The organism is Nocardia paucivorans NBRC 100373 (assembly GCF_000308675.1).
Lineage (GTDB): Bacteria > Actinomycetota > Actinomycetes > Mycobacteriales > Mycobacteriaceae > Nocardia > Nocardia paucivorans.
In genome coordinates, this window is record NZ_BAGE01000046.1 from 148,505 (window position 1) to 172,100 (window position 23,596).

The 23,596-nt window shown below is 66.0% G+C and carries 21 protein-coding genes; 8 read left to right on the top strand and 13 right to left on the bottom strand.

Annotated features, from left to right (window positions below; all coding sequences use genetic code 11):
- Positions 1-12 precede the first annotated feature (12 nt).
- The 3 genes from ON32_RS16445 to ON32_RS16455 all read right to left on the bottom strand — a co-directional run bounded on the left by ON32_RS16445 (position 13) and on the right by ON32_RS16455 (position 3,976).
- A complete protein-coding gene (locus ON32_RS16445) occupies positions 13-735 on the bottom strand; it encodes an ABC transporter ATP-binding protein (protein WP_040791956.1) in 723 nt (240 codons plus the stop codon).
- Positions 736-962: 227 nt separating this feature from the next.
- Complete coding sequence (locus ON32_RS16450; protein WP_040791800.1) at positions 963-2,753, bottom strand: serine/threonine-protein kinase; 1,791 nt, start codon at positions 2,751-2,753, stop codon at positions 963-965.
- A gap of 176 nt (positions 2,754-2,929) precedes the next feature.
- Positions 2,930-3,976, bottom strand: a complete 1,047-nt coding sequence (locus ON32_RS16455; RefSeq protein ID WP_083874576.1) for a serine/threonine-protein kinase — start codon at positions 3,974-3,976, stop codon at positions 2,930-2,932.
- Positions 3,977-4,162: 186 nt separating this feature from the next.
- On the opposite strand from ON32_RS16455, the gene ON32_RS16460 reads away from it, so the two are divergent.
- Positions 4,163-4,933, top strand: a complete 771-nt coding sequence (locus ON32_RS16460) for a deoxyribonuclease IV (RefSeq protein ID WP_040791801.1) — start codon at positions 4,163-4,165, stop codon at positions 4,931-4,933.
- Positions 4,934-5,294: 361 nt separating this feature from the next.
- Entirely contained in the window at positions 5,295-6,242 is a 948-nt protein-coding gene (locus ON32_RS28525; RefSeq protein ID WP_051133328.1) for a hydroxymethylglutaryl-CoA lyase-like TIM-barrel protein, read from the top strand.
- Positions 6,243-6,245: 3 nt separating this feature from the next.
- Here ON32_RS28525 and ON32_RS16470 read toward each other — a convergent pair whose 3' ends face one another.
- The 7 genes from ON32_RS16470 to ON32_RS16505 form a co-directional block, all read right to left on the bottom strand.
- The gene (locus ON32_RS16470) at positions 6,246-7,376 is read right to left on the bottom strand and encodes an MCE family protein (protein WP_051133362.1); all 1,131 of its coding nucleotides are present in this window, start codon (positions 7,374-7,376) and stop codon (positions 6,246-6,248) included.
- A gap of 333 nt (positions 7,377-7,709) precedes the next feature.
- Positions 7,710-8,207 (bottom strand): glutathione peroxidase, encoded by a 498-nt coding sequence (locus ON32_RS16475; RefSeq protein WP_040791802.1) that lies wholly within the window; start codon positions 8,205-8,207, stop codon positions 7,710-7,712.
- Between the two features lie 131 nt (positions 8,208-8,338).
- Complete coding sequence (locus ON32_RS16480; protein WP_040791803.1) at positions 8,339-9,145, bottom strand: zeta toxin family protein; 807 nt, start codon at positions 9,143-9,145, stop codon at positions 8,339-8,341.
- Positions 9,146-9,394: 249 nt separating this feature from the next.
- Entirely contained in the window at positions 9,395-10,465 is a 1,071-nt protein-coding gene (locus tag ON32_RS27840; protein WP_157224211.1) for a zeta toxin family protein, read from the bottom strand.
- Between the two features lie 502 nt (positions 10,466-10,967).
- Positions 10,968-12,203 (bottom strand): cytochrome P450, encoded by a 1,236-nt coding sequence (locus tag ON32_RS16495; RefSeq protein WP_040791806.1) that lies wholly within the window; start codon positions 12,201-12,203, stop codon positions 10,968-10,970.
- Positions 12,204-13,004: an SDR family oxidoreductase gene (locus tag ON32_RS16500; RefSeq protein ID WP_040791807.1), complete on the bottom strand. Its 801-nt coding sequence runs from the start codon at positions 13,002-13,004 to the stop codon at positions 12,204-12,206.
- Positions 13,004-14,209, bottom strand: coding sequence for a cytochrome P450 (locus ON32_RS16505; RefSeq protein WP_040791808.1), 1,206 nt, complete (start codon positions 14,207-14,209; stop codon positions 13,004-13,006). Before ON32_RS16505 ends, ON32_RS16500 begins: the two co-directional genes overlap by 1 nt.
- 322 nt (positions 14,210-14,531) lie before the next feature.
- Here ON32_RS16505 and ON32_RS16510 point away from each other — a divergent pair, with 322 nt between their 5' ends.
- Genes ON32_RS16510 through ON32_RS16535 form a run of 6 tightly spaced genes read left to right on the top strand, consistent with a single transcriptional unit; the run spans position 14,532 to position 20,267 of the window.
- Positions 14,532-16,001 carry an aldehyde dehydrogenase gene (locus ON32_RS16510; RefSeq protein ID WP_040791809.1) on the top strand — a complete coding sequence of 490 codons (1,470 nt, stop codon included), beginning with the start codon at positions 14,532-14,534 and terminating at the stop codon, positions 15,999-16,001.
- Positions 16,002-16,044: 43 nt separating this feature from the next.
- On the top strand, positions 16,045-16,794 hold the full coding sequence (locus ON32_RS16515; RefSeq protein ID WP_040791810.1) for an SDR family oxidoreductase: 750 nt from the start codon (positions 16,045-16,047) through the stop codon (positions 16,792-16,794).
- Positions 16,794-17,699, top strand: coding sequence for an NAD(P)-dependent oxidoreductase (locus ON32_RS16520; protein WP_040791811.1), 906 nt, complete (start codon positions 16,794-16,796; stop codon positions 17,697-17,699). The genes ON32_RS16515 and ON32_RS16520 overlap by 1 nt, the downstream gene beginning before the upstream one ends.
- Positions 17,699-19,165 carry an FAD-dependent oxidoreductase gene (locus ON32_RS16525; RefSeq protein ID WP_040791812.1) on the top strand — a complete coding sequence of 489 codons (1,467 nt, stop codon included), beginning with the start codon at positions 17,699-17,701 and terminating at the stop codon, positions 19,163-19,165. Before ON32_RS16520 ends, ON32_RS16525 begins: the two co-directional genes overlap by 1 nt.
- An 18-nt stretch (positions 19,166-19,183) precedes the next feature.
- Positions 19,184-19,762 (top strand): TetR/AcrR family transcriptional regulator, encoded by a 579-nt coding sequence (locus ON32_RS16530; RefSeq protein WP_040791813.1) that lies wholly within the window; start codon positions 19,184-19,186, stop codon positions 19,760-19,762.
- Between the two features lie 22 nt (positions 19,763-19,784).
- A complete protein-coding gene (locus ON32_RS16535; RefSeq protein ID WP_040791814.1) occupies positions 19,785-20,267 on the top strand; it encodes a nitroreductase family deazaflavin-dependent oxidoreductase in 483 nt (160 codons plus the stop codon).
- 111 nt (positions 20,268-20,378) lie between these two features.
- On the opposite strand, the gene ON32_RS16540 is transcribed toward ON32_RS16535, so the two are convergent.
- The 3 genes from ON32_RS16540 to ON32_RS16550 form a co-directional block, all read right to left on the bottom strand.
- Positions 20,379-21,593 (bottom strand): cytochrome P450 family protein, encoded by a 1,215-nt coding sequence (locus tag ON32_RS16540; protein WP_157224212.1) that lies wholly within the window; start codon positions 21,591-21,593, stop codon positions 20,379-20,381.
- A 284-nt stretch (positions 21,594-21,877) separates the two neighbouring features.
- Positions 21,878-22,495, bottom strand: coding sequence for an MBL fold metallo-hydrolase (locus ON32_RS16545; protein WP_040791815.1), 618 nt, complete (start codon positions 22,493-22,495; stop codon positions 21,878-21,880).
- Positions 22,492-23,577 carry an S-(hydroxymethyl)mycothiol dehydrogenase gene (locus ON32_RS16550; RefSeq protein WP_040791816.1) on the bottom strand — a complete coding sequence of 362 codons (1,086 nt, stop codon included), beginning with the start codon at positions 23,575-23,577 and terminating at the stop codon, positions 22,492-22,494. Before ON32_RS16550 ends, ON32_RS16545 begins: the two co-directional genes overlap by 4 nt.
- Between the last annotated feature and the right edge of the window lie 19 nt (positions 23,578-23,596).

Below are 23,596 nucleotides of genomic sequence, written 5' to 3' on the forward strand. Positions count from 1 at the left end.
CGCAGTCGACGCTCACCGGTTCTCGAGCGCTTTCATCCGGTCCAGCACGGACTCCGCCGTCGGCTCACGCATTTCGTCGACGATCCGGCCGTCGGCGAGGAAGACCACCCGATCGGCATAGGCCGCAGCGTGCGGTTCGTGGGTGACGATCACAACCGTCTGCTCGAATTCGTCGACGGCGGCCCGCAGAATCGACAGCACCTCACCGGAAGAACGCGAATCCAGATTTCCGGTCGGTTCGTCGCCGAAGATGATCTCCGGTCGGCCCGCCAGCGCCCGGGCGCACGCCACCCGCTGCTGCTGGCCACCGGACAATTCGCTGGGCCGGTGGGTCAGCCGGTCGGCCAGCCCGAGTCGCTCGATCACCGTGTCGAGCCATTCCCGGTCGAGTTCGCGGCCGGCGATATCGAGCGGCAGGGTGATGTTCTCCAGTGCGGTGAGAGTCGGCACCAGGTTGAACGCCTGGAATACGAAACCCACCCGGTCGCGGCGCAGCGCGGTCATCTGCTTGTCCGTCAACTCGGTCAGCTCGGTGCCCCCGATGTGCACCGTGCCGGAATCGGCGGAGTCCAACCCCGCCAAACAATGCATGAGGGTGGATTTCCCCGAACCCGACGGGCCCATGATCGCGGTGAACTCACCACACGCGAACTCGATGGATACCGCGTCCAGCGCCACGACCCGGGTGTCCCCGGAGCCGTAGATCTTCGTCAGTTCGACCGCGCCGGCGGCCACGGTCGTGGTCGCCGACGCGGTCCCGGTCCTGTCCGCGCCGGTCGCGTCGAGGTCCTGCCCGTCCTGTAGGCCGGAGATCCCGGTCGCGCCGCTCACGCGACATCCTCGAACGCGGCGGTCTGCGCGCTACGTGTGCTGGTCATGGTGTCCAGTCTGTCGGGAGACGGTCCGCCGCGCCATCGGGGATCCCCCCGATCTACGGTGACCGGCCCCCGCCGGTGTGTCGCTCAGTTCAGCGGCGCCGAACGCCACCAGGTGAGCACCTCGTCGAGGCTTCCGACTATGCCGTCGGTGTACATCAGGAACTGCGCCCGATTCGGGTCCCCGGTGAACACCGTGACCAGCTGGGGGCCGTTCTTGTTGTCGATCCGGTAGTTGGTGTAGGTCTTACCGCCGTTGGTGTCGGTGGACTTCTCCGCCTCGGCGGGCAGGGATTGGATCACCGACTCGACATCGGCGGCCGATTCGTAGACGTAGATCCGATAGAACGGATCGTCGTTGTCGTTCCCGCCGAAGCAGCGCCACTGCCACTTCCACTTGCCGAAATCGGGCTCCCCGTCGTCCGGGTTCGGCGCATAGCTGGGCCCGGTATCCCAACAATCCGCATTGTTGTAGCCGACTTTCTCGGAGGTCGACGCGGGCACCAGGTTCGGGAATTCCTTGCTGATCGAGTCTGCGGTGGCCGGTACCGGAGCCGCGGTGCTCACCCGGCTGGTGCTGCTGCCGGACGCCGTGGAGCCGCCACCGGAGTCATTGCTTGCGACCGTCGCCACGATCCCGACGGCCACCACGAGGAGCACCACCACGGCCACGACGATGCCCACGATGAGACCCGTGTTCGACTTCCGCGGTCCACCCGGTCCCGGGGCCATGGCACCGGACGGCGCATAGCCCTGGTGCGGGTAGGAGCCGGACATCACGCCCGGTGGCTGCTGCGGTACCGCGGACGGACCGGACATCCCCTGATGGGTGTAGCCCTGGGTGCCGCCGGCGAACTGCTGCTGGTGCATATCGGTGCCGTAGGGCGGCGCCGGGGCGGGCTGGGGCTGTAGTCCACTGGCGTACGGTTGGGCCTGGCTCCCGCCGGTGAACGACTGCTGCTGGACACCGCTGCTGTAGCCGGCACCCATACTCGGGTACGGCGCCGCGGTCGTCGGGCCGGCGACGGGCATGGCGGGTGAACTCACCCCGCTGAGCGCCTGCCGGGCGGCGGTGGCGAAATCCGAGCAGGACGGGTAGCGGTCCTCCGGCCGTTTCGACATCGCCTTGGTCAGCACGCCGTCCAGGGCCTGGGGCAGACCGGGCCGGACGGTACTCACCGGTGGTGGCGGTGATTGCAGATGCCCCTGGATGACCGCGGCCGGATTGGCGGCCGCGAACGGACCGTTGCCGGTGAGCAGCCAGAACAGCGTGCACGCCAGCGAGTACTGGTCGGAGCGGCCGTCCAGCTGGGAACCGGTCAGCTGCTCCGGAGAGGCGTAGGCCAACGTGGCGGTGAAGGTACCGGTCTGGGTGAGGTGACCGGTGTCGTCCCGGAGCCGGGCGATACCGAAGTCGGTCAGATAGACCCGCTCCCCTTTACCACCGGTGGATCGGGCCAGCAGGATGTTCGCCGGTTTGACATCCCGATGCAGCACCCCCATACCGTGCGCGTAGTCCAGCGCGGACGCGGTTTCGGCGACGATCTGCACCGCCCGCTCGGGCGGCAGCTGAAGTGGGTCCACGGAAGCGGCATCGATACCGTCGATGTACTGCATCGAGATCCACAGCTGCTCGTCCTCGAGCCCGCGATCGTAGACGGTGACGATATTCGGGTGGTCCAGCTGGGCGACCAGATCGGCCTCCCTCTCGAACCGGGCCCGCACCTCCTTGTCGAAGAACATCTCGCGGTTCAGCAGCTTGAGCGCTGTCATTCGCGGCAGGCGCGGATGCTTCGCGAGATAGACCGAACCCATACCGCCCCGACCCAATTGCCGGTCGATGACGTAGCCGGCGAAAACATCGCCATTGGCCAGCATGTTTGCTCCACTTCCCGTCGTGGACGCCGGGACCCGCCGACGCACAGACGTAGACAAGAGCGCGGCCGGACCTTACCGAGACGACCACGCCAAATCACCGAAACCATAGCAGTACTCGCCGTCCCGCTCGTGCCCATAGCGTCGGCGGCGGTAGCGAGACGTCGCCGTTACGGCGGCTACGGCGGCCGCGGACCGTCCGGCGGCCGGGCCCGATACTCCGGCTGCGCTCCACCCGGCGCCCGACGGAAACCGGGCAGGTCGATCGCGGTCGGGGTGGACGCCGTTGCCCTCGGCGGCGGATACGGCCGTGGTGGCGGCGAATGCGGCGCCACCCGCGCACGACCGGCAGGCGGGTACGGGTGGGCGGGCGCGTAACCGCCCAGGGGTCCGTGGGCCCGCAGCGCGTGCCGGGCGGCCTGGGCGAATTCCGAGCAGCTGGAGTAGCGGTCCTCGCGGTCCTTGGCCAGGGCGCGGGCCAGCACATCGTCCAGTGCGGCCGGCAGCCCCGGACGCAATCGGCTGGGGCGCGGTATCGGGGAGCGCAGATGACCGTTGATGATCTCGACCGGATTCCTCCCCGGATAGGGCGGTCGGCCGGTCAACAGCCAAAACAGCGTGCAGGCCAGGGAATACTGATCGCCCCGGTGGTCCAGCGTGGTGCCGAGCAGTTGCTCCGGAGCGGCATAGGCCAGGGTCGCGGTAATGGTGCCAGGGGCCGCGAGCGTGGTTTCCGCGTCCCGCCGACCGGCAATGCCGAAGTCGGTGAGCAGCACCCGTTCCGGTTGCCCGATCGGGGCCTTGGCCAGCAGGATATTGGCCGGTTTCACATCTCGGTGCAGTACCTGGTTGGCGTGGGCGAAATCCAACGCCTCCGCGGTGTCGGCGATGATCTGCACGGCCCGATTCGGATCGAGCACTTTCACATCGATACTCGCGGCGTCCGCGCCGGCGACATACTGCATCGAGATCCACAACTGTTGGTTCTCGTCACCGCGGTCGTAGACGGTGACGATATTGGGGTGCTCCAACCGGGCGGCCAGTTCGGCCTCGCGGTCGAATCGACGGCGAATCTCGTTGTCGGTGTAGAGCCGTGGGTCGAGTAGTTTCAGGGCCACCAGACGAGGCAGCCGGGGATGACGGGCGAGGAAGACCATGGCCATCCCGCCCACTCCCAGCCGGCGCCGGATGACATAGCCCGCGAAGTTGTCACCACGCTCCAGCATCGGCGGAAACCCCCTAGTCGGGTCGAAAGCAGTGCTACTGGTGTATCTCTCCCCACGGCGTACACGCAAGGCGATCACCGTGGTGCGGACAACGGCCCCCACGATGCGATGGCATCGCGGGGACGCGCCGCCGATCGCGACCCGACACCCGGCCGGGCCGAACGAGAGCCCTTATAGGGTTGGCCCATGCGCATTGGAGCACATGTCCGCCTCGACAGCGACCCGATCGGTTTCGGCGAACGGCTCGGCGCCGATGTCATCCAACTCTTCGTGACCGATCCGCAGAGTTGGGACAAACCGCAACCCCATCCGCGGGCCACCGAGATCCTGGCCGCCCCGATCGATGTGGTGGTGCATTCGTCGTACCAGATCAATGTGGCGAGTGTGAACAACAGATTGCGCATGCCCTCGCGTAATGCGGTGGCACAGCAGGCCGAGGCCGCCGCGGAGATCGGCGCGTTCGGATTGGTCGTCCACGGCGGTCATGTTCGCTCCGACGACGAGATCGAGGCCGGGATCGTCAACTGGCGCAAATTGTTCGAACGACAGGAGGACAAGGGGGGTTTCGCGGTTCCCATTCTGATCGAGAACACCGCGGGGGGAAAACATGCCATGGCCCGGCATTTCGACACCATAGCCCGGCTGTGGGACGCGGTGGGCGACTACGGCGCCGGTTTCTGTCTGGACACCTGTCACGCCTGGGCGGGCGGGGAGGACCTGGTCGGGGTGGTGGAGCGAATTCGCGGCATCACCGGTCGCATCGATCTGGTGCATCTGAACTCCTCGCGTGACGAGTTCAACTCCGGCGCCGATCGGCATGCCAACTTCGCCGAGGGCACCATCGACCCACAGCTGCTGGTCGAGGTGTGCCGCACCGCGGACGCCCCCGTGGTCCTGGAGACCCCCGCCGAGGGGCTCGCCGACGATTTGGCCTACCTGCGCGAACACGTCGGCTGACGGCCGAGTTGGACGGTAGTTCACACTTGTCGACATGAGTATTCGGTCGTGGGACGGTTCAGGCGTCCCGGAGCTGGGCAATGATCCGATCGCACGACGCGCCGATGTGCGGTCGGATCGTCTGCTGTCCGGCCGGGGCGGGGCGAGACGATGAGGCGCCGTCGTATCGCCCGGCGGCCACGGAACCGCGCCGGAACGGAACTGCGCGCACCCGCCCACCGTCGACCTACGGTGCATCCGAACCCCGCCGGGATGAACGAGAAACCGTGCGGAGGTGTGATGTGCGTACGTCCCGCGCCCGGGGAAAGCCGGCCTGCGAATCGGGAGAACGGCTCGTGAACAGGGAGAACAAGGAGCAGCGATGACACCGACTCCGCCCGCGGACGACAGGAGCGAGCCGATTCTGCGTGATGTCACCCTGCGCGACGGCCTGCAGCTGACCGGCAAGATGCTACCGGTGGAGCGTAAGGCGGAGATCGTTCGTCGGCTGCTGGCGCTGGGGGTGCCGGCGCTGGAAATCGGTTCCATGGCGCGGCCGGATCTGGTCCCTCCGATGGCCAACAGTATGGAACTGGTCGAGATGCTCACCCCGGACGAACTCGAGCGGTGCTGGTTGTGGGTGGCCACCCCCCGGCACGTCGAACGAGCGGCGGACGCCGGGGTGCGCAATTTCCAGTACTGCTTCTCGGTGTCGGATGCCCACAACCGCGCCAATATCGGCCGCGACACCGAGGCCAGCCTGGCCGCCATGCCGGACGCGGTGGCGGCGAGCGCCACCGTCGACGGCAGCATCCAACTGTGTCTGGCGACGGCGTTCACCTGTCCGTTCGAGGGCACGATCGACCCCGAGCGGGTATTGGCCATCGCCGCTGATCCGCGTACCGCGGGCGCCGACGACATCGTGCTGGCCGATACTCTGGGTCAGGCGTATCCCGCGCAGGTCGCCGCCCTGGTGGCGGCGGTGCGCGAGGCGAACCCGAGTCGGCGGATCGTCTTCCACGGCCACGACACCTGGGGTATGGGAGTGGCCAATTCGTTGGCCGCGATCGAGGCCGGCGCCGCGGTGGTCGACGGTTCACTGGGTGGTCTGGGCGGTTGCCCTTTCGCGCCCGGCGCGAGCGGAAACACTCCCACCGAGGATCTGCTCTTCGCCACCCGCCCATCCTGGTTCACACCCGAGACCCTGGCGGGCCTGGTGGCGCTCACCGACGGTGTCCTCGACGAACTCGGCGAACCCAATCGCTCGCGCACCACCGAGGGCGCTCGGTCGAAGGCATCGGCGTTCGAATGGGTGGTCGCCGCGTCCTGACCACTAACGCCGGGGTACACCGGGCATACCGGCGAAGAGCAGTTCGAAGACCGTTGGATGGTTCGGGTAGATCTTCGTGGACGGTACGAAGGGGGTGATCTCGGCGGTATCGGTGACGGCGTAGTCGGCGTGGCTGCCGGGTGCGCGGTCGAGGATGCCCTTACAGTTCGGCCCACCGGTCGCATTGACCTTCGGCAGATCCTCCGGGTACGTGTAGGCCTCGGCGCCGTACATGAAACCGGCATTGAACGACGCACCCGGGTTGCGACCGCCGAACAGATCCTCGGCCAGCGGCATGGCTCGGGCCAGTCCCAGAATCACGCAGTTCGGCACCGGTTTGTACTCGTCGAGCAGATCGGCCGTCGGCCGCAGTAACTCCAGGGCGGTGCCCAGCGGTTGTTCGTTCTCCCGCAGCACCGCACCGATGGTGTCGGCCAGGCCGATGACGTTCAGCAGCAGGATGTCCGGATTCCCGGCGTTGTCGGCGATCGTCGTCCCGGTCGCCTGGGCATTTCGCAGGATGCGCAGCAGGTCGGGGGCGGTATCGGCATAGCTGCCCGCGACCGCGGCGGTGGCCTGGATATCGCGGCGCAGGGCGGGCAGGCTCGGGTCGATCTCCCGCAGATAGGCGTCGGCCCGCACCAGCAGGTCTCCCAATGCACGGCCTCTGCCCTGTAGTGCGGTGCCGAAAGCGGTGAGGGTGGCATTGAGCTCGGCCGGTTCGACCATGTCCAATACCTCGGCAAGCCGTTCGAAGAGAGTGTTGAACTCGACGGTTACCGAGTCACCACGCAGCACCGTGCCCGGCCGCAGCCGCCTGGAGGGCATCGCCGGTTCCACGAGGTGGACGTATTTGGCGCCGAACACGGTGGTGGAGCGAATATCGACCAGCACATTGGCCGGAACCAGCCGCATCATGGCCGGATCCAGCTCGAGTTCCAATCGCACCCCGTCCTGGGTCGTTTCGACGGCGCCGACCCGCCCGATGTGGACGCCGCGAAATTTCACCTCGGCGTCGGGGTCCAGCATCAGTCCGCTACGCGGCACCTCCACGGCCACCGGTTCGTGGGGAGTGAAACCACCGCCGAACATGATCAGCGCGACGGCCACGACCAGCGCGGCGACGAGCACCATGGCCAGGCCCGCGACCTTCGGCCGGACCACCGCCCACACCGCCCGCCACGGGGCGAACCTGCCGGCCGGGGTGCGCCGTAACGATCCCACCACTCACCTGCCTAGCAACGATTCGGTACCCCGGTGTACCGATCGACTATGCCGGATTTATGTCCAGACAGATGTCCATAATAGAGGGTGGGTACGCCCCAGGGTCGGTTTTCGCAGAGGTAGCACACCTTCCGCCCATACGCGCCGCAACCACTCCGAACGGCAACGAAAAAGCCCGCTCACCCATGGCGAGCGGGCTCGGAGGGAGTCCGGTCGGCCTCGTAACCGCGATAAACGCGGTCGTCAGGCGGCGCCGTCCACGGCGGACTCGATCGCCGATACCAGCGCGGGCGCATCGGGGGCGGTGGTCGGACGGAAGCGGGCGAGCACCGCGCCGTCCCTGCCGATCAGAAACTTTTCGAAGTTCCACTGCACATCCCCGGCGGCACCTTCGGCGTCGGCGGTTTCCACCAGCTCCCGATACAGCGGATGCCGATTGTCCCCATTGACGTCGGCCTTCTCCAGCAGCGGAAAATCCACTCCATAGGTGGTGGAACAGAACTGCTGGATCTCCTCGGCGCTACCGGGCTCCTGTCCCATGAACTGGTTGCACGGAAAACCGATCACACTGAAACCCCGTGCACCGTATTTCCGGTGCAACTCGACCAGACCCGAATACTGTGGGGTCAAACCACATTTGGATGCGACATTGACCAGCAGGATAACTTTGTCCGCGGCCAGGTCCGCCAGTGTCGACTCCGCACCGGACAGTGTCCGCACCGGGATATCTCGGACGTTCATTCGTATCGCACCTGTCATTCTCGATTTCGTAGATCCGGCCCGAGCGCAACCGTACCGGATCCGAGACCGACCGCACCGCCACTCGCCCCTGTGGTAACCGCCCCGCGAGGGTGATCGTGAGCGCTCTCGGATCACGCCGGGCCGGAGCCGAGGACAGCCCAGTTGCCGCGACGACACTGGCGACGCAGATTGAGGTTCAGTTGCCGCATCGGCTCGGGCACCATGGTCAGTTCGAGTTCCACTCGATACCCACAGTCGCGAAAAACGGCGGCGAAAGCTTCCGCGTGATCGGGCAGTTTCGTCCCGATCTCCAACACGACATCGCTGCCCGCCTCGATCACCGCATCAACCGCCAGCGCCGTCCAGCCGAGCGCGTCGGCCATCACCACCTCGGCGGCCGCCGTGTCCTCCGCCAACACCAGATCCCAACTACGCGGATGGTATACCTGCAACATCTCGGGATCGATGATCGCGGGTTCGGCCCCGGACCACGACTCCACCAAACCATGAACCGCGGTGGTCTTACCGGTCGCGGGCGGGCCTGCGACTATCACCGCGGCCGGGTTGCGGCTGCGGTGTAGTTCCCCGAGTATCTCCGGGCGTATCGAGTACTCGAATATCGCACCGTGCTCGTCCCGGTCGAGTCGGTAACTTTCCGGGTCCGACCGTATCGGCCCTCGATCCTCCGGCTCGGCGATCTTCTGAGCCAGAGCCGTTCCCCATTCTCTGATCTTCGCGGTGACCGTCGAGACCTCCGCCGGCTCGAGCGTCCGCAATTCGGCCAGATAGTCCCTGCGCAGAGCGGCCATATCCATTTCTGCCGTGACATCACCGCCCCGGACGGCTCGCAACTCGACCGCGGTGCATTGCGCCATCAAACCGCTACATATGTCGACAGCGCATTCGTAGTACAGCGCCTCGTCCCATTCGGTTTCCATACCGAATCGACATCTCCCTCTTCCCTCGGCCGCAGTATGCCCGGGAACCGCCACGAGGCGATGTGGGCAATCTTCGCTGCGGGTCAACGGCCGCCCGAAACGACAGCCCGGTCCGAACCCACAACCTACTGCAGAATCGCGTACTGCAGAATCGCGACGTGGGCTCGCCCCGACGCCGGCCTTTCCCCACCGATATGCCGTGTCCCACCCGACGATGAGTACCGTCTGTCGAGAAGCCGGTCATGACAGCTACGTGAAAAACCCATACTGTTGGCGGAAATCCAGGACCTCCTGGGCCACCGGCCCCCATCGTACGCGGTCCTGGAGCTCCGACATCACCGTCTCCACTGTTGCTTCCACGTCCCAGAGCCGACGCTCGATCGTGGCTCTCTCCTCTGTGGTGAGCGGTCGATCCCTTTCCCTGCTCAGCGTCTCCCACCCGTCCGGCGGTTCGCTCCACTGCCCATCATCGCCCCGATGGTTCTCGTAAAGGATTTCGGTCCGGTTGCGAACCCTGATGGTATCGGCCCAGCCCTCGGCCTCCGCGCGCCGGAGGAGCTCCTCTGTGCCTCGATAGGAAACATCATGGTCTTTGGCCGGCACCCTGCGCCCGAATCCATCTTCCAGCCGACCGTATACGAATCGTTCGATCATCGATAGCCGGCTCTGCACGGCGGGCACGGCAACCGCTTGGATTTCTACCTCATAGCCGGCGTCACGAAAACGTTTGATACGGGCCACCGTACTCGAAACATTCGTGGCGGCGGTCTCCAACACCACATTGTATTTCTTCGCAATAAGGTGATCCACCAACATATTGCGCCACTTTTTCGCTGTCGGCCGAATGAGATCATGCGCCGTGAGATCGTCTCGTAGATGCAGCTCCTTATATCTCGGATGGTATCGTTCCAGATCGTCAACCTGAACCAGAGCCGCACCACCTCGATCCTCGAGATCGTGATTTGCCCTGGATATCAGGTGGGTTTTCCCGGCACCGGTCGGACCTACGATCACAATGATCTTGGGCTTTTCCGCCGGTTGTATAGGACCGCTCGGCCCTCTGGCTCGAGAAACGAGGCGGTTGACCACGGATTTGATATCGCGTTCTTCGGGAGATCGGTCAGTGCGTATGCCGAGAACGTCAGGAAGAATTTCCCGTTTGAAGCGCCAGCGGATCTGAAAGGGGTCCAATTCGGCCCCTCGGTCGAATCGCCGGGCGCCGCTTACCACAAGGCCGGCGATTTCACGTGACGGCCGGCTCAGCTCACGCACGGAGTCCCAGGAGAGCGCCTCCAACAGCCGCTGAGCTGCCGCGACCATGGCCCGCTTCGGCCCACCAGGACCCTCGAAACCAGGTCCGTGGAAGGGATCATCAGGACCTGCCATTGCTCCGCGCCGATGTACGTCCTCTTGGACCTCGAACAACCTCTGTAGAGCGCGGCAACCGCCCGCCCACAGGAGAAGCATACGTTATTCCTGGACGAATGAGGCTCTCCAAGAGAGCAAAGCTATGCACACAGCACGGCCACTTTCGAGCAGAGTTGATAGTCGATCGACCACTCCCGGCCGGGCAGATACCCATTACCAACCAGTAATATAGGTTCTGTTGGAACGCTTTTCGGCTCGTCGTTGGTGGAAGTGCGCAGGATTCGCCGCCCGGAAATCCGGCGAGCGAACCGGTCACGAGAAGCTGTTCCGGATCTCCTTTCGCTGTCACCACACGATTGCCTTGCCGTTCCCATCAGGGGGAACCGCAGAAGCCACGGTCGCACCGAAGCCTGATGCACGCCGAACCCTTGCGAAGCACCAGGGTTCAGCGAAATCACTCGTATCGAACCTGCCAACTCTTGATTCCGTTGATCCAGCCCGAGCGCAGCCGCACCGGATCGGTGATCGATCGCAGATCAGGCATGGTGTCGGCGATCGCGTTGAACATAAGGTCGATTTCCAACCTGGCCAGATTGGCTCCGATACAGTAGTGTGCGCCGGTGCCGCCGAAACCGACATGCGGATTGGGATCGCGCAGGATATCGAAGGTAAACGGGTCATCGAACCCGTCCTCGTCGAAATTGGCCGAACCGTAGAACAACCCGAGCCGTTGTCCTCGTCGGATCTCCTGCCCGCCGAGCACGTGGTCGGCGGTGGCCGTGCGCTGGAAAGCGGTGACCGGGGTGGCCCACCGGACGATTTCGTCGGCTGCGGTGCGCGGGCGCTGCTCCTTGAACAGCTCCCACTGTTCGGGGTGGTCCACGAAGGCCTTCATCCCATGAGTGATGGCATTGCGGGTGGTCTCGTTGCCGGCGACGGCCAGCAGAATGACGAAGAAACCGAATTCGTCCGAGCCCAGCGCTTCCCCGTCGACATCGGCGTTCACCAATCGGGTGACGATATCGTCCACCGGACAGGCCCGGCGCCGCTCGGCCATATTCCACGCGTAGCCGAGGATTTCCGCCGAGGCCAGGGCCGGGTCCCCGTATTCGGGATCGTCGTAGTTGAGCATCTGGTTGGACCAGTCGAAAATCTTGCGCCGGTCCTCCTGCGGCACCCCGATCAGCTCGGCGATCGCCTGGAGCGGTAGTTCACAGGCGACCTGGGCGACGAAATCACCGCCACCGGTCTGCTTCGCCTCGTGCACGATCCGTTCGGCCCGTTCGGTGAGCGCGGCCCGCAGCCCCTCCACCGCGCGGGGCGTGAACCCTTTCGAGACGATCCGCCGCACCTTGGAGTGTTTGGGCGGATCCATGTTCACCAGCAGTGCACCGATGGAGTTCATCTGCTCGGGCGTGATATCGCCCGGTAGCCGGATGATGGCGCCTTTCTCCTGCGAGGAGTACAGCTCCGGGTTGCGGGAGATCTCCCGAATATCCTCCAGTTTGCTGACAACCCAGTACCCGCCGTCGTCGAAGCCGCCGGAGTTCTCATCGGACTGGGCGTTCCACCACACCGGCGCGGTACGCCGCAGCAGCGCGAATTCCTCCACCGGCCTGCGTTGTGCCCAGAGCGCCGGATCGGTGAAATCGAAACCCTCGGGTAATGCGGGTGCGGATTCGGCGCCCATTTACGAATCCTTTCCTTCCTCCGGTATCGGACGCAGCGGGGCCTCGGGCTGTACCTCGACCAACACCAGATGTGCGCCGCGCGGGGTGTTGACCATCGCCGATACGGCCGCCGCCAGATCACTGGCGCGCAGCATGTACGGATGTCGGGCGAAACCCCATTTCTGCCAGTCCTCCAGCAGTGGCCCCACCACCTCGGCGGGCGCATTCATGCCCATCCCGGTGACCGTGGGGCCGGGCCGTACCAGCGAGGCACGAATACCGGTGCCCTCCAGCTCCATTCGCAACTGATTCACCATGGCCTCCAACCCGGCCTTGGCCGCGCTGTAGGCGCCATTGCGCGGTCGCGGAACCGGGGCGCAATCGGAACTGATGAGCACCACATCGCCACGCCGGCGTTCCATCATGCCGGGCAGTACCCGATGCACCATGCGATGCGCGCCGACCAGATGGATCTGCACTTGGCTCAGGAACTGTTCGGGGTCCATCTCCTGGATGAGACCGAACTCGATATCCCCGGCGCCGGAGACCAGGATCTCGGTCGGACCGAGCGTCTCCTCGGCGGCCGCGACGAACTCATCGACCGATTGCCGATCGGTGACGTCGAGCCGGTGGGCGAAAGCGGTGCCACCGTCGGCCCGGATCTTGTCGGCCAGTTCCGCGCAGATCTGCACCCGCCGCGCGCCGAGCGCCACCGGATGTCCCTGCCGCGCCAACTCCACCGCGGTGGCCGCGCCGATTCCGGAGGAGGCCCCGGCCACGATTGTGGGCCGATGCTGCGGATGAGGATCGAACCTGGGCATTACCGCACCTCCACGGCGATCGGGAGCTTGGCGAAGCCCCGCACGTTGGTCGAATGCACACGTTCGATTCCCTCGTCGCGCACTCGGTACGAACGCACGCGACGGGCGAATTCCCGCAGGGCGATATTGGCTTCCAGTCGAGCCAGATGCGCGCCCAGACAAAAATGCACCCCGGCGCCGAAACTGGCGAGGTTGCCCTTGTCGGGGCGATCCAGCCGGTAGGAGTCGGCATCGTCGAACACCTCGGAATCGCGGTTGGCCGAGCCGATCAGCAGCAGAACCTTCGACCCGGCCGGGATCACCCGCCCGTGGTATTCCAGGTCGGTGGCCGCGGTGCGCGCAATCATTTGACTGGAGGTGTCGTAACGCAGGGTCTCCTCCACCCAGTCGGAGACGAGGTCGAGGTCGGCGGCAACCCGGGCATACTCTCCGGGATGGCGTCCCGCCCAGTACAGCGCGTTGCCCAGCAGTTTGGTGGTGGTCTCGTTACCGGCGACCACCATGAGGAACATGAAGCCGATGATCTCCTCGTCGGTGAGCACGTCCCCGTCGATTTCCGCGTCCAGTAGCGCGGAGGTCAGGTCCTCGGTGGGGCGGGCGCGCCGCTGCGCGACCATTTCGGAGTAGTAGACCACCAGATTCAGCGAGGCCTCGATGGCCGCGTGGGGAACGTCGAGGACACCGTCCTCCCGATGCACCACCAGGTCGGCCAGACGACGCACCTCGGCACGGTCCGCCGCCGGGACGCCCAGCAGTTCGGAGATCACGTCCATCGGCAGTTTGCCGGCGAACTCCTCGATCCAGTCGAATTCGCTCCTCGCGAGCGCGGATTCCAGGTATTGGAGGGTGATCTCCCGGATGCGGGTCTCCATTTCCGCGACCCGTTTGGGGGTGAAGCCCTTGTACACCAGACGCCGCATACGCATATGCCGTGGATCGTCCATGGCCAGGAAGGACATGGTCTTATGGGCGTGGGGCCCCCAGGCGGCCGGATCCAGCGAGACACCGTTGGCGCTGGACAGCCGGGTGCTGTCGCGGAAGGCCGCGGTGACGTCGGCGTGCCGGGACAGCGCGTAGAAGTCCAGATCCGGATTGTGGTACAGCGGCGCTTCCGCACGCAGTCGCGCATACGTCGGGTAGGGGTCTTCGTGGAATCCGTAGTCGTACGGGTCGAAGACCAATGGTTCCAACGAGGCGGCCGTCATCGGACCCACCTCTGTTTCGATAACGAGTTCTCGCCGGGAACGCCCGACCGACCGCCAGATGGAGACACGTAGCTGGACATGTGTCTGGACGGTACCAGCGGTGCGCCGCGCGGACAATGACAGACGGACAGTTCTCTGCTCGACCGACCAAAGCGAAGTGCCACCCGCGACGACACGACACTTCCTCAATCCACCGAACCAACGACTGGACACCTCGGCTTCGAGCCGAAAATATAGAACCTGTTATCGCGACCATCCTTGCACCCGCCGGAGTGGCCGGACTATATTCCATACACCTGTCCAGACAGTATTGGGGTCTTCCATGAACGGTCTCCTACCCGGCGACAGCTCGCGCCTGTTGATCGACGGCAAGCTCGTCACCGGCGGTAACGGCGTGTTCGACACCGTGAACCCGGCCACCGAGGAAGTTCTAGGCACGGCCGCCGACGCCGACGCCGACGATATGGACGCCGCGATCTCCGCCGCCCGCACCGCCTTCGACAAGACCGACTGGTCCCGCGATCACGCATTCCGCGTGCACTGTCTGGATCAGCTGCGCACCGCACTGCAATCGCAGGTGGAACAATTACGCGAGATCACCGTCGCCGAGGCGGGCTCACCCGTCATGTTCACCAGCGGCCCCCACCTGGAAGGACCGATCGCCGATCTGGAATTCGCCACCCGACTCGCCGAAACCTACGAATGGGAAACCGAACTGGGTGAGGCCGCGCCGATGGGAATCCGCACCCGGCGCGTGGTGCGCCGTGAGGCCATCGGGGTGGTCGGCGCCATCACCCCGTGGAACTTCCCACACCAGATCAACTTCGCCAAGATCGGGCCCGCGCTCGCCGCCGGTAACACCGTGGTGCTCAAACCGGCCCCCGACACCCCGTGGTGCGCGGCAGCGGTCGGCGCCATCATCGCCGAACAGACCGATATCCCACCCGGCGTGATCAATATCGTCACCTCGTCCGATCACTCGCTGGGCGGCCAACTCACCGGTGACCCGCGGGTCGATATGGTCTCCTTCACCGGTTCCACCGCCACCGGCCGGGCCGTAATGGCCAACGCCGCCACCACCGTGAAGAAGACCTTCCTCGAGCTCGGCGGTAAATCGGCCGCCATCGTCCTGGACGATATCGACCTCGGCAAGGCCGTGGGCTTCACCGCCTTCTCCCTCTGTGTGCACGCCGGACAGGGCTGTGCGCTGAGCACCCGACTGTTGGTGCCGCGCGCCTCCTACGAGCAGGCGGTGGAGATCGCGGCCGCCACCATGGGCGGTCTCGCGCCCGGCGACCCCACCGATCCCGGCACGGTCTGCGGACCGCTCATCTCCGGTCGACAGCGCGCCCGGGTGCTGCGCTATATCGATATCGCCCGCTCCGAAGGCGGACGGATCGCGGTCGGCGGCGGCCGGCCCGCCGACCGCGAACGCGGTTTCTTCGTGGAACCCACCGTGATCGCCGACCTCGACAACGGGTCGAAGGCCGCGCAGGAGGAGATCTTCGGCCCGGTGCTCGTGGTCCTGCCCTACGACAGCGACGACGACGCCATCCGAATCGCCAACGACTCTCCCTACGGTCTGTCCGGATCGGTATGGGGCACCGATCCGGCGCGCATCGACTACGTCACCGGCCGGGTGCGCACCGGAACCCTCGGTGTCAACGGCGGTATGTGGTACAGCGCCGACGCCCCGTTCGGCGGATACAAACAGTCCGGTATCGGCCGCGAGATGGGTGTGGCCGGGTTCGAGGAATATCTGGAAACCAAATTGGTCGCCACCGCGCGGTAACCCACCGTCCCAGCAGCTTTCATCGAGAACGAGGAGTGCGATCATGGCCCGTTTCACCGGTCGATCGGCCATTGTCACCGGCGCCGCGCGCGGTATCGGCGAGGTCTACGCGCAGGCGCTGGCCGCCGAGGGCGCGTCCGTCGTCGTGGCCGACCTGAACGCCGAGGGTGGCCGGGCCGTCGCGGAGAAGATCGTCGCCGACGGTGGGACCGCGTCGTTCCACCCGGTGGACGTCTCCGACCCCGATTCGGCCGCGGAGCTGGCCGCTTTCACCATCGAGCGGTACGGCAAGATCGACCACCTGGTCAACAACGCCGCAATCTACGGCGGAATGAAACTCGACCTGCTGCTCACCGTACCGTGGGACTACTACAAGAAGTTCATGTCGGTGAACCTCGACGGCGCGCTGGTGATGACCCGCGCGGTCTGGGAACACATGGCGGCAGGCGGTGGCGGCTCCATCGTCAATCAGTCCTCCACCGCGGCCTGGATGTACTCCGGCTTCTACGGACTGGCCAAGGTCGGTGTCAACGGTCTCACCCAACAGTTGGCGACCGAACTCGGCGGCTCCAATATTCGGGTGAACGCCATCGCGCCGGGCCCCACCGATACCGAGGCCACCAGGTCCACCACCCCGGCGAACATGGTCGAGGACATGGTGAAACGCCTGCCGCTCAAGCGCATGGGCACCCCGCAGGACATGGTCGGTGCCCTGCTCTATCTGCTCTCCGACGACGCGAGCTGGGTCACCGGCCAGATCTTCCGTGTCGACGGCGGCCAGGTGATCAGGTGATGAACGCGGACACGCACACCGCAGGGCGGGTCGGGTTCATCGGCCTGGGGTCCATGGGTGCTCCCATGGCCAAGAAGCTGTTGAAGTGGTCCGGCGGCCTCACCGTCTGCGATACCCGGCCCGAGGCGGTGCAACCGTTCGTCGAGGCGGGCGCCGAAACGGCCACCACCCCCGCCGAACTCGCCGCCACCTGCGCAATCGTCTCGATCGCGGTGGTCGACGATGCCCAGGTCCGCGCGGTGCTGACCGGTGAGAACGGGGTATTGCGCACCGCATCTCCCGGCACTGTGATCGCCGTGCACTCCACCATCGGCGACGGCACCGCCGAAGACCTGGCGCGGTTGTGCGCCGAGCACGAGGTGGAATTCGCGGACGCCCCGGTCTCCGGTGGGGCCGCCGGCGCCGACAGCGGACGGCTGGTGGTGATGATCGGCGGTAGCGATACCGCCGTGGCCGCCCTGCGCGAACCGTTCGGCTGCTTCTCCGACCGCATCGTGCACGCCGGCCCGGTAGGGGCGGGCACCCGTATGAAACTGGCCCGCAACCTCCTGCATTTCGTCTCGTTCACCGCGGCCGGTGAGGCCCAGCGACTGGCCGAGGCGGCCGGACTGGATCTCATCGCGCTCGGCAAGGTGGTGCGGCATTCCGATGCCGTCACCGGTGGGGCGGGATCGATCATGTTGCGGGACAGCACCGCGCCGATCGAAGACGGCGATTTCTGGTTGCCGATCCTCACCCATGTGCGGGATCTCGGCGAAAAGGATCTGAGTCTGGCCCTGGGTCTCGGCGAGCGGCTCGGTGTCGACCTACCGCTGGCCCGGCTCGCCCTCGGCCGGCTCGGTCCGGGACTCGGTGTCGGCATCGGCGCGCTCGGCGCCGCGAACAATAGGGAGGAAACCGAATAATGGCTGTAGCCACTACCCTTCGCCCCCTGTCCGCCGCCGAGGTCACCACCTGGGACCGCACCGCCGATGTGGTGATCGCCGGCTACGGTATCGCCGGCGTCTGCGCCGCCATCGAGGCCGCGCGGGCCGGGGCGCAGGTGCTGATTCTGGAACGCACCGGCGGTTGGGGCGGCGCCGCGGCACTCGCCGGCGGGTTCATCTACCTGGGCGGCGGAACTCCGCTGCAGCGGGCGCTCGGTTTCGAGGACAGCCCGGAGAACATGGAGAAGTTCATGGTCGCCGCGCTCGGACCGGGCGTGGACCGGGAGAAGGTCGCCGACTACTGCCGCGGCAGCGTCGAACACTACGAATGGCTGGTCGCCAACGGGGTACCTTTCAAGGCCGAATTCTGGGGGGAACCCGGTTGGGAACCACCGCACGACGAGGGCCTGATGTACTCCGGCGGGGAGAACGCCGCCCCCTTCAACGCCATCGCCACCCCGGCTCCACGCGGACATGTGCCGCAGATGCAGAACAAACGCACCGGGTCCAAGGGCGGCGGCTACATGTTGATGAAACCGCTGGCCGAAACCGCCGAGAGCCTCGGCGTCACGGCCGAATACGACACCCGTATCCAGCGGTTGATCGTCGATGGCGACCGCGTGGTCGGGGTGGTCGCCAAACAGTACGGGAAAGAACTCGCCGTCCGGGCCCGGCGCGGCGTCATCCTGGCCACCGGCAGTTTCGCCTACCACGACCGGATGATCGAGGGCTACGCCCCACGACTCATCGGCCGACCGGGTGCCGCCATCGAAGAGCACGACGGGATTGCCATCCGGCTCGCCCAGGCCCTCGGTGCCGACCTGGCCCATATGGACGCCACCGAGGTGGCGTTCTTCGGCGACCCGCAGATGATGGCGCGTGGCATCCTGGTGAACGGCCGCGGTCAGCGCTACATCCCCGAGGACACCTACCCGGGTCGTATCGGCCAGGCGACCCTCTTCCATCAGGAGAACCAGGCGTACCTGATCCTCGGCGAAACCGCCTACGAGGAGGCGCTCACCACCGAGACGTCCACCCCGTTCTTCCGGCAACCACCCACCTGGGCCGCCGAGACCATTGCCGAACTCGAATCCGATATGGGGCTACCCGAACTCGCCCTGCAGACGACAGTGGAGCTGTACAACCGCCACGCCGCCGACGGCAAGGACCCGCTGCTCGGTAAGAAACCCGAATGGGTCAAACCCCTCGAGGGCCCGTTTGCCGCTTTCGATATGCGCGGTTTCACGGCGGGCTTCACCCTGGGCGGGCTGCGCACCGACCTGGATTCCCGGGTGTTGCATGTGGACGGACACCCCATCCCCGGCCTGTTCGCCGCCGGACGCTGCACATCCGGAGTGTGTGCGGGTGGCTACGCCAGCGGCACCTCGTTGGGCGACGGTAGCTTCTACGGCCGCCGAGCCGGGATTGCGGCCGCGAAAAGCTGAACCGGTACATTCAGACACATGTCCGAACGTGAACCCGTCGTCGTGGAAGCGACCCGTCGCCGGCTGTCCGCGAAACAGGCCGACACGGTCGACAAGTTGACGAAAGCGGCGGTGGAGGTGCTGGCGCGCGAAGGGTTCGCGGGGATGACCATCCGGATGGTCGCCGCCGCGGCCGGCGTGGGCACCGCCACCGCCTACACCTATTTCTCGTCGAAAGAGCACCTGGTCGCCGAGATCTTCTGGCGGCGGCTGATGGCCGCGCCGTCCCCGGTCAGCGACGACCCGGACCCGGTCGTGCGGGTGGTGGCCGAATTGCGCGCCATCGCCATGCTGGTGGCCGACGAGCAGGCGGTGTCCGGCGCCGTCACCAGCGCCATGCTCGGCCGAGACCCCGATGTGGCGCATCTGCGCGCCCGCATCGGCAGCGAGATCCGCACCCGTATCGTGCGGGCGCTCGGCCCCGACCCCGACCCCGATGTGGTAACTGCACTCGAGCTGCTCTACGCGGGTGCGCTGGTGCGAGCCGGTATGGGTTATGCCTCCTATGCCGATATCGCCGACCTCATCGAGAAATCCGCGCTGATGATCCTGCGCTGACCCTCCCCACAGGAAAGACCGCATGCCGAACAACCGCCCCAAACAACTCGATTCGCCACTGGTGGCCACCGCCATCAAATACATGTCCAGGATCAATACCTGGGCCTATCGCCGCACCGGGGGACGGATCGGGGGAAAGTGGCGGATCGGCGCGGGTTTCCGCAAGCCGGTCCCCACTCTGCTGTTGGAGCATGTGGGCCGTAAATCGGGCAAGCAGTTCGTCGCACCACTGCTGTACCTGCGGGACGGCGAGAACATCGTGATCGTGGCATCGCAGGGCGGCCTGCCGAAGAACCCGCAGTGGTACCACAACCTGCTGGCCCGCCCGGACACCACCGTGCAGATCGGCAAGGAACGCCTACCGGTCCACGCCCGCCCGGCCGACGACGCCGAACGGGAACGGCTGTGGCCGAGGCTGGTCGAACTGTACGCCGATTTCGACACCTACCAGTCCTGGACCGAACGCCGCATTCCCGTCTTCATCCTGGAACCGCGAACTCCCTGACCGGGCCCACCACCGCCACTCGTAACGGCGCACCGCGCGTTTCCTCGCGGCGCGGGAGAATGCCCCCGGCGACCACGCTTCGCGGTGCGCCGAGGGCATTCGAATGTGTCGTCAGGCGGACTTTCCGAGGTTCACCGGGATCGACAGGGGTCCGATGGTGAAGAACGACGGAGTGTGCGGGATATCGTCCGGGTCGATGGTCAGGCTCAGGTCGGGGAAACGCCGGTACAGCGTCTCCAGCGCGAGCCGACCCTCCAGCCGGGCCAGCGGTGCGCCGATGCAGAACCGCGGTCCGTGCCCGAAGCCGAGGGTGCCGGCGTTCGGCCGGCTGATATCGAATTCGTACGCGGTGTCACCGTGCCGTTCGGAGTCGAGTCCGGCCGCCTGGTAGACCACCCCCACCGCGTTCCCCTTGGGAATCGGTACCCCGGCGATGGTCACGTCCTCGAGGGTGAACCGGAAGCTGGTCATCATCACGGAGTGGCGGTAGCGAAGGGTCTCTTCGACAACATCCGCCCAAAGGTCCTCCGCCTTGGCCCGCGCGAGCTGTTCGGGGTGGCGAGCCAACGCGATAATGGCATTTCCGAGCAGGTAGACCGTGGTCTCGTGACCGGCGATGAGCATGAGCCACAGGATGGCGACCAGTTCATCTGTGGTGAGCCGATCGCCTTCGTCACGCGCCCGCACCAGATCGGTGGTGAGGTCGTCGGTGGGCTCGTTCTGTTTGCGCTCGACCAGTTCGTAGAGGTAACCGCGCAGCTCGACCTGGGTCTGGAACGCCTGCTCGGGCGTCGCGGTCTGCGACAGGGAGTCCAGCGTCCACTTCCGGAGCTGAGCACGTTCCGACTCGGGCACGCCGAACAGCTCGCTGATCACGGCCATGGGCAGGGCGTCGCAGAAGGGAGGGACCAGATCGACGCCGTCGCCGGCCGCTTCCACCTTGTCGAGCAGTTCATCGATGAGCTGCTGGATCCGTGGTTCCAGTGCCTGCACACGCGACGGGGTGAAACCTTTGCTCACCAGACCGCGCAGCCGCCGGTGATCTTTTCCGTCCTTGGTGGACAGATGATCGCCCTGCACGATGGCCCGGAAGGGCCAATCCTCGGGGATCGACCCGTCGTACAAGGCGGGCCAGTGCTTGGGATCCCGGGCGAAGGTTTTGTTGTCGCCGGCCAGGATCTCCTGGGTGGCCTGGTGGGTCAACGCGAGATATGCCGGAACGCCACCGGGGAACTCTACTTCCACAACGGGGGCGATCTTCTGCAGCCGCATGCAGGTATCGAGCGGTCGCTCGTCGGCAGCGGGGAAGGAGGGAAGGCTCCTCATGGGGGGGTAACCCTTCGAGACAGTGCGGTCTTTCGGCGCAGAATGTATGAAAAAAGTTGCGCCGGAAATAGTCCCAGATTTTCCCGCTTTGTCGAGGCGAATCGACGAAATCCGCTTGCTGTCCGATAGCCGCCCGGGGGTCATAAGGATTTCCTCTGTCAGCGGCTGCCTCAACGGATTCCGTGCCACAGCTCATCGGCGGCGGCCGATTCGAACGCGGGGCACACGAGCACCCGCCCCGGGGCCGAACAGGACCTCGGAGGTCTATTGCCGGGACGACGACGTTACTCGGCCGAGACGGGAACGTTGGCCCGTTCGACCCCGATCGTGGTGTCGGGCCCGTGACCGGTGTGCACCACGGTGTCGTCGGGCAGCGCGAACAGACGTTTGTTGATGGAGGCGAGGATGGTGGGATAGTCCGAGTAGGAGCGGCCGGTGGCACCGGGCCCGCCCTCGAACAGGGTGTCACCGCTGAACACCGCACCGGAATCCGGCAGATACAGACAGCACGACCCCGGGGAGTGCCCGGGGGTGTGCAGTACCCGCAGTTCGGAACCGCCGACGGTGAAGACCTGACCATCGGCGAGGGGCCGGTAGTCGACACCCGGGTGGGTTTGCCGCCACAGCACATCGTCGTCGGGGTGCAGGTGGATGGGTCCGCCCGTGGCCGCGGACAGGGTGGGCGCGACGGTGATGTGGTCGTTGTGGGCATGGGTGCATACGATCGCGACCACCCGACGCCCCGCCACGGTCTCCAACACCGGTTGCGCGGTATGCGCGGCGTCGACGATCAGCACCTCCGAGTCGTCGCCGATCAACCAGATATTGTTCGCCACATCCCAACAGCCGCCGTCCAGGCAGAACTGTCCCTGGGTGACGACCCGCTCGATCCGCGCGCTCACAGCATCACCACCGACCGCAGCACCGCACCCTCGTGCATGGTGCGAAACGCCTGTTCCACCTCGTCGAGCCCGATCCGCTCGGTCACGAACTTGTCCAGCGGTAACCGACCCTGCCGGTACAGTTCGATCAGCATCGGGAAGTCGCGCTCCGGTAGACAGTCGCCGTACCAGGACGATTTCAACGAGCCGCCGTGGCTGAAGAAGTCGAGCAGCGGCATCTCCAGGGTCATATCCGGGGTCGGCACCCCCACCAGCACCACAGTCCCCGCGAGGTCGCGGGCGTAGAAGGCCTGTTTCCAGGTCTCCGGCCGACCCACGGCATCGATCACCACATCCGCGCCGAAACCGTTCGTCAGCTCCTGGATCGCGACGACGGGATCGGTCGCGAAGGCGTCGACGGTGTGGGTGGCGCCCAATTCCCGGGCCCATTCCAGTTTCCTGGTGTCCCGGTCCACCGCGATGATGGTGGTCGCACCGGCCAGACGGGCACCGGCGATGGCCGCATCCCCGACCCCGCCGCAGCCGATTACCGCCACCGAATCGCCGCGGCCTATATTGCCGGTGTTCATCGCCGCGCCCAGTCCGGCCATCACACCGCAGCCGAGGAGCCCGGCGACGGCGGGGTCGGTATCGGGATCGACCTTGGTACATTGCCCCTCGTGGACGAGGGTCTTGTCCGCGAACGCTCCGATACCGAGCGCGGGGGTGAGTTCGGTGCCGTCCTCCAATGTCATGGGCCGGTCGGCGTTGAAGGTATCGAAGCAGTACCAGGGGCGGCCCCGCTTGCAGGCACGACACTGTCCGCAGACCGCACGCCAGTTCAGCACCACGAAATCACCGACGGCCACGTGGGTGACCGCCTCGCCCACCGATTCCACCACGCCTGCGGCCTCGTGGCCGAGCAGGAAGGGGAATTCGTCGTTGATACCACCCTCGCGGTAGGTCAGATCGGTATGGCACACACCGCACGCCTGTATCCGGACGACCACATCGCGTGGACCGGGATCGGGGATGACGACGGTCACCATCTCCACCGGTGCGCCGGAGCTGCGGGCGATGACCCCTCGGACGTTCTGCGGCACGGCATCTCCTCTCGCGCGG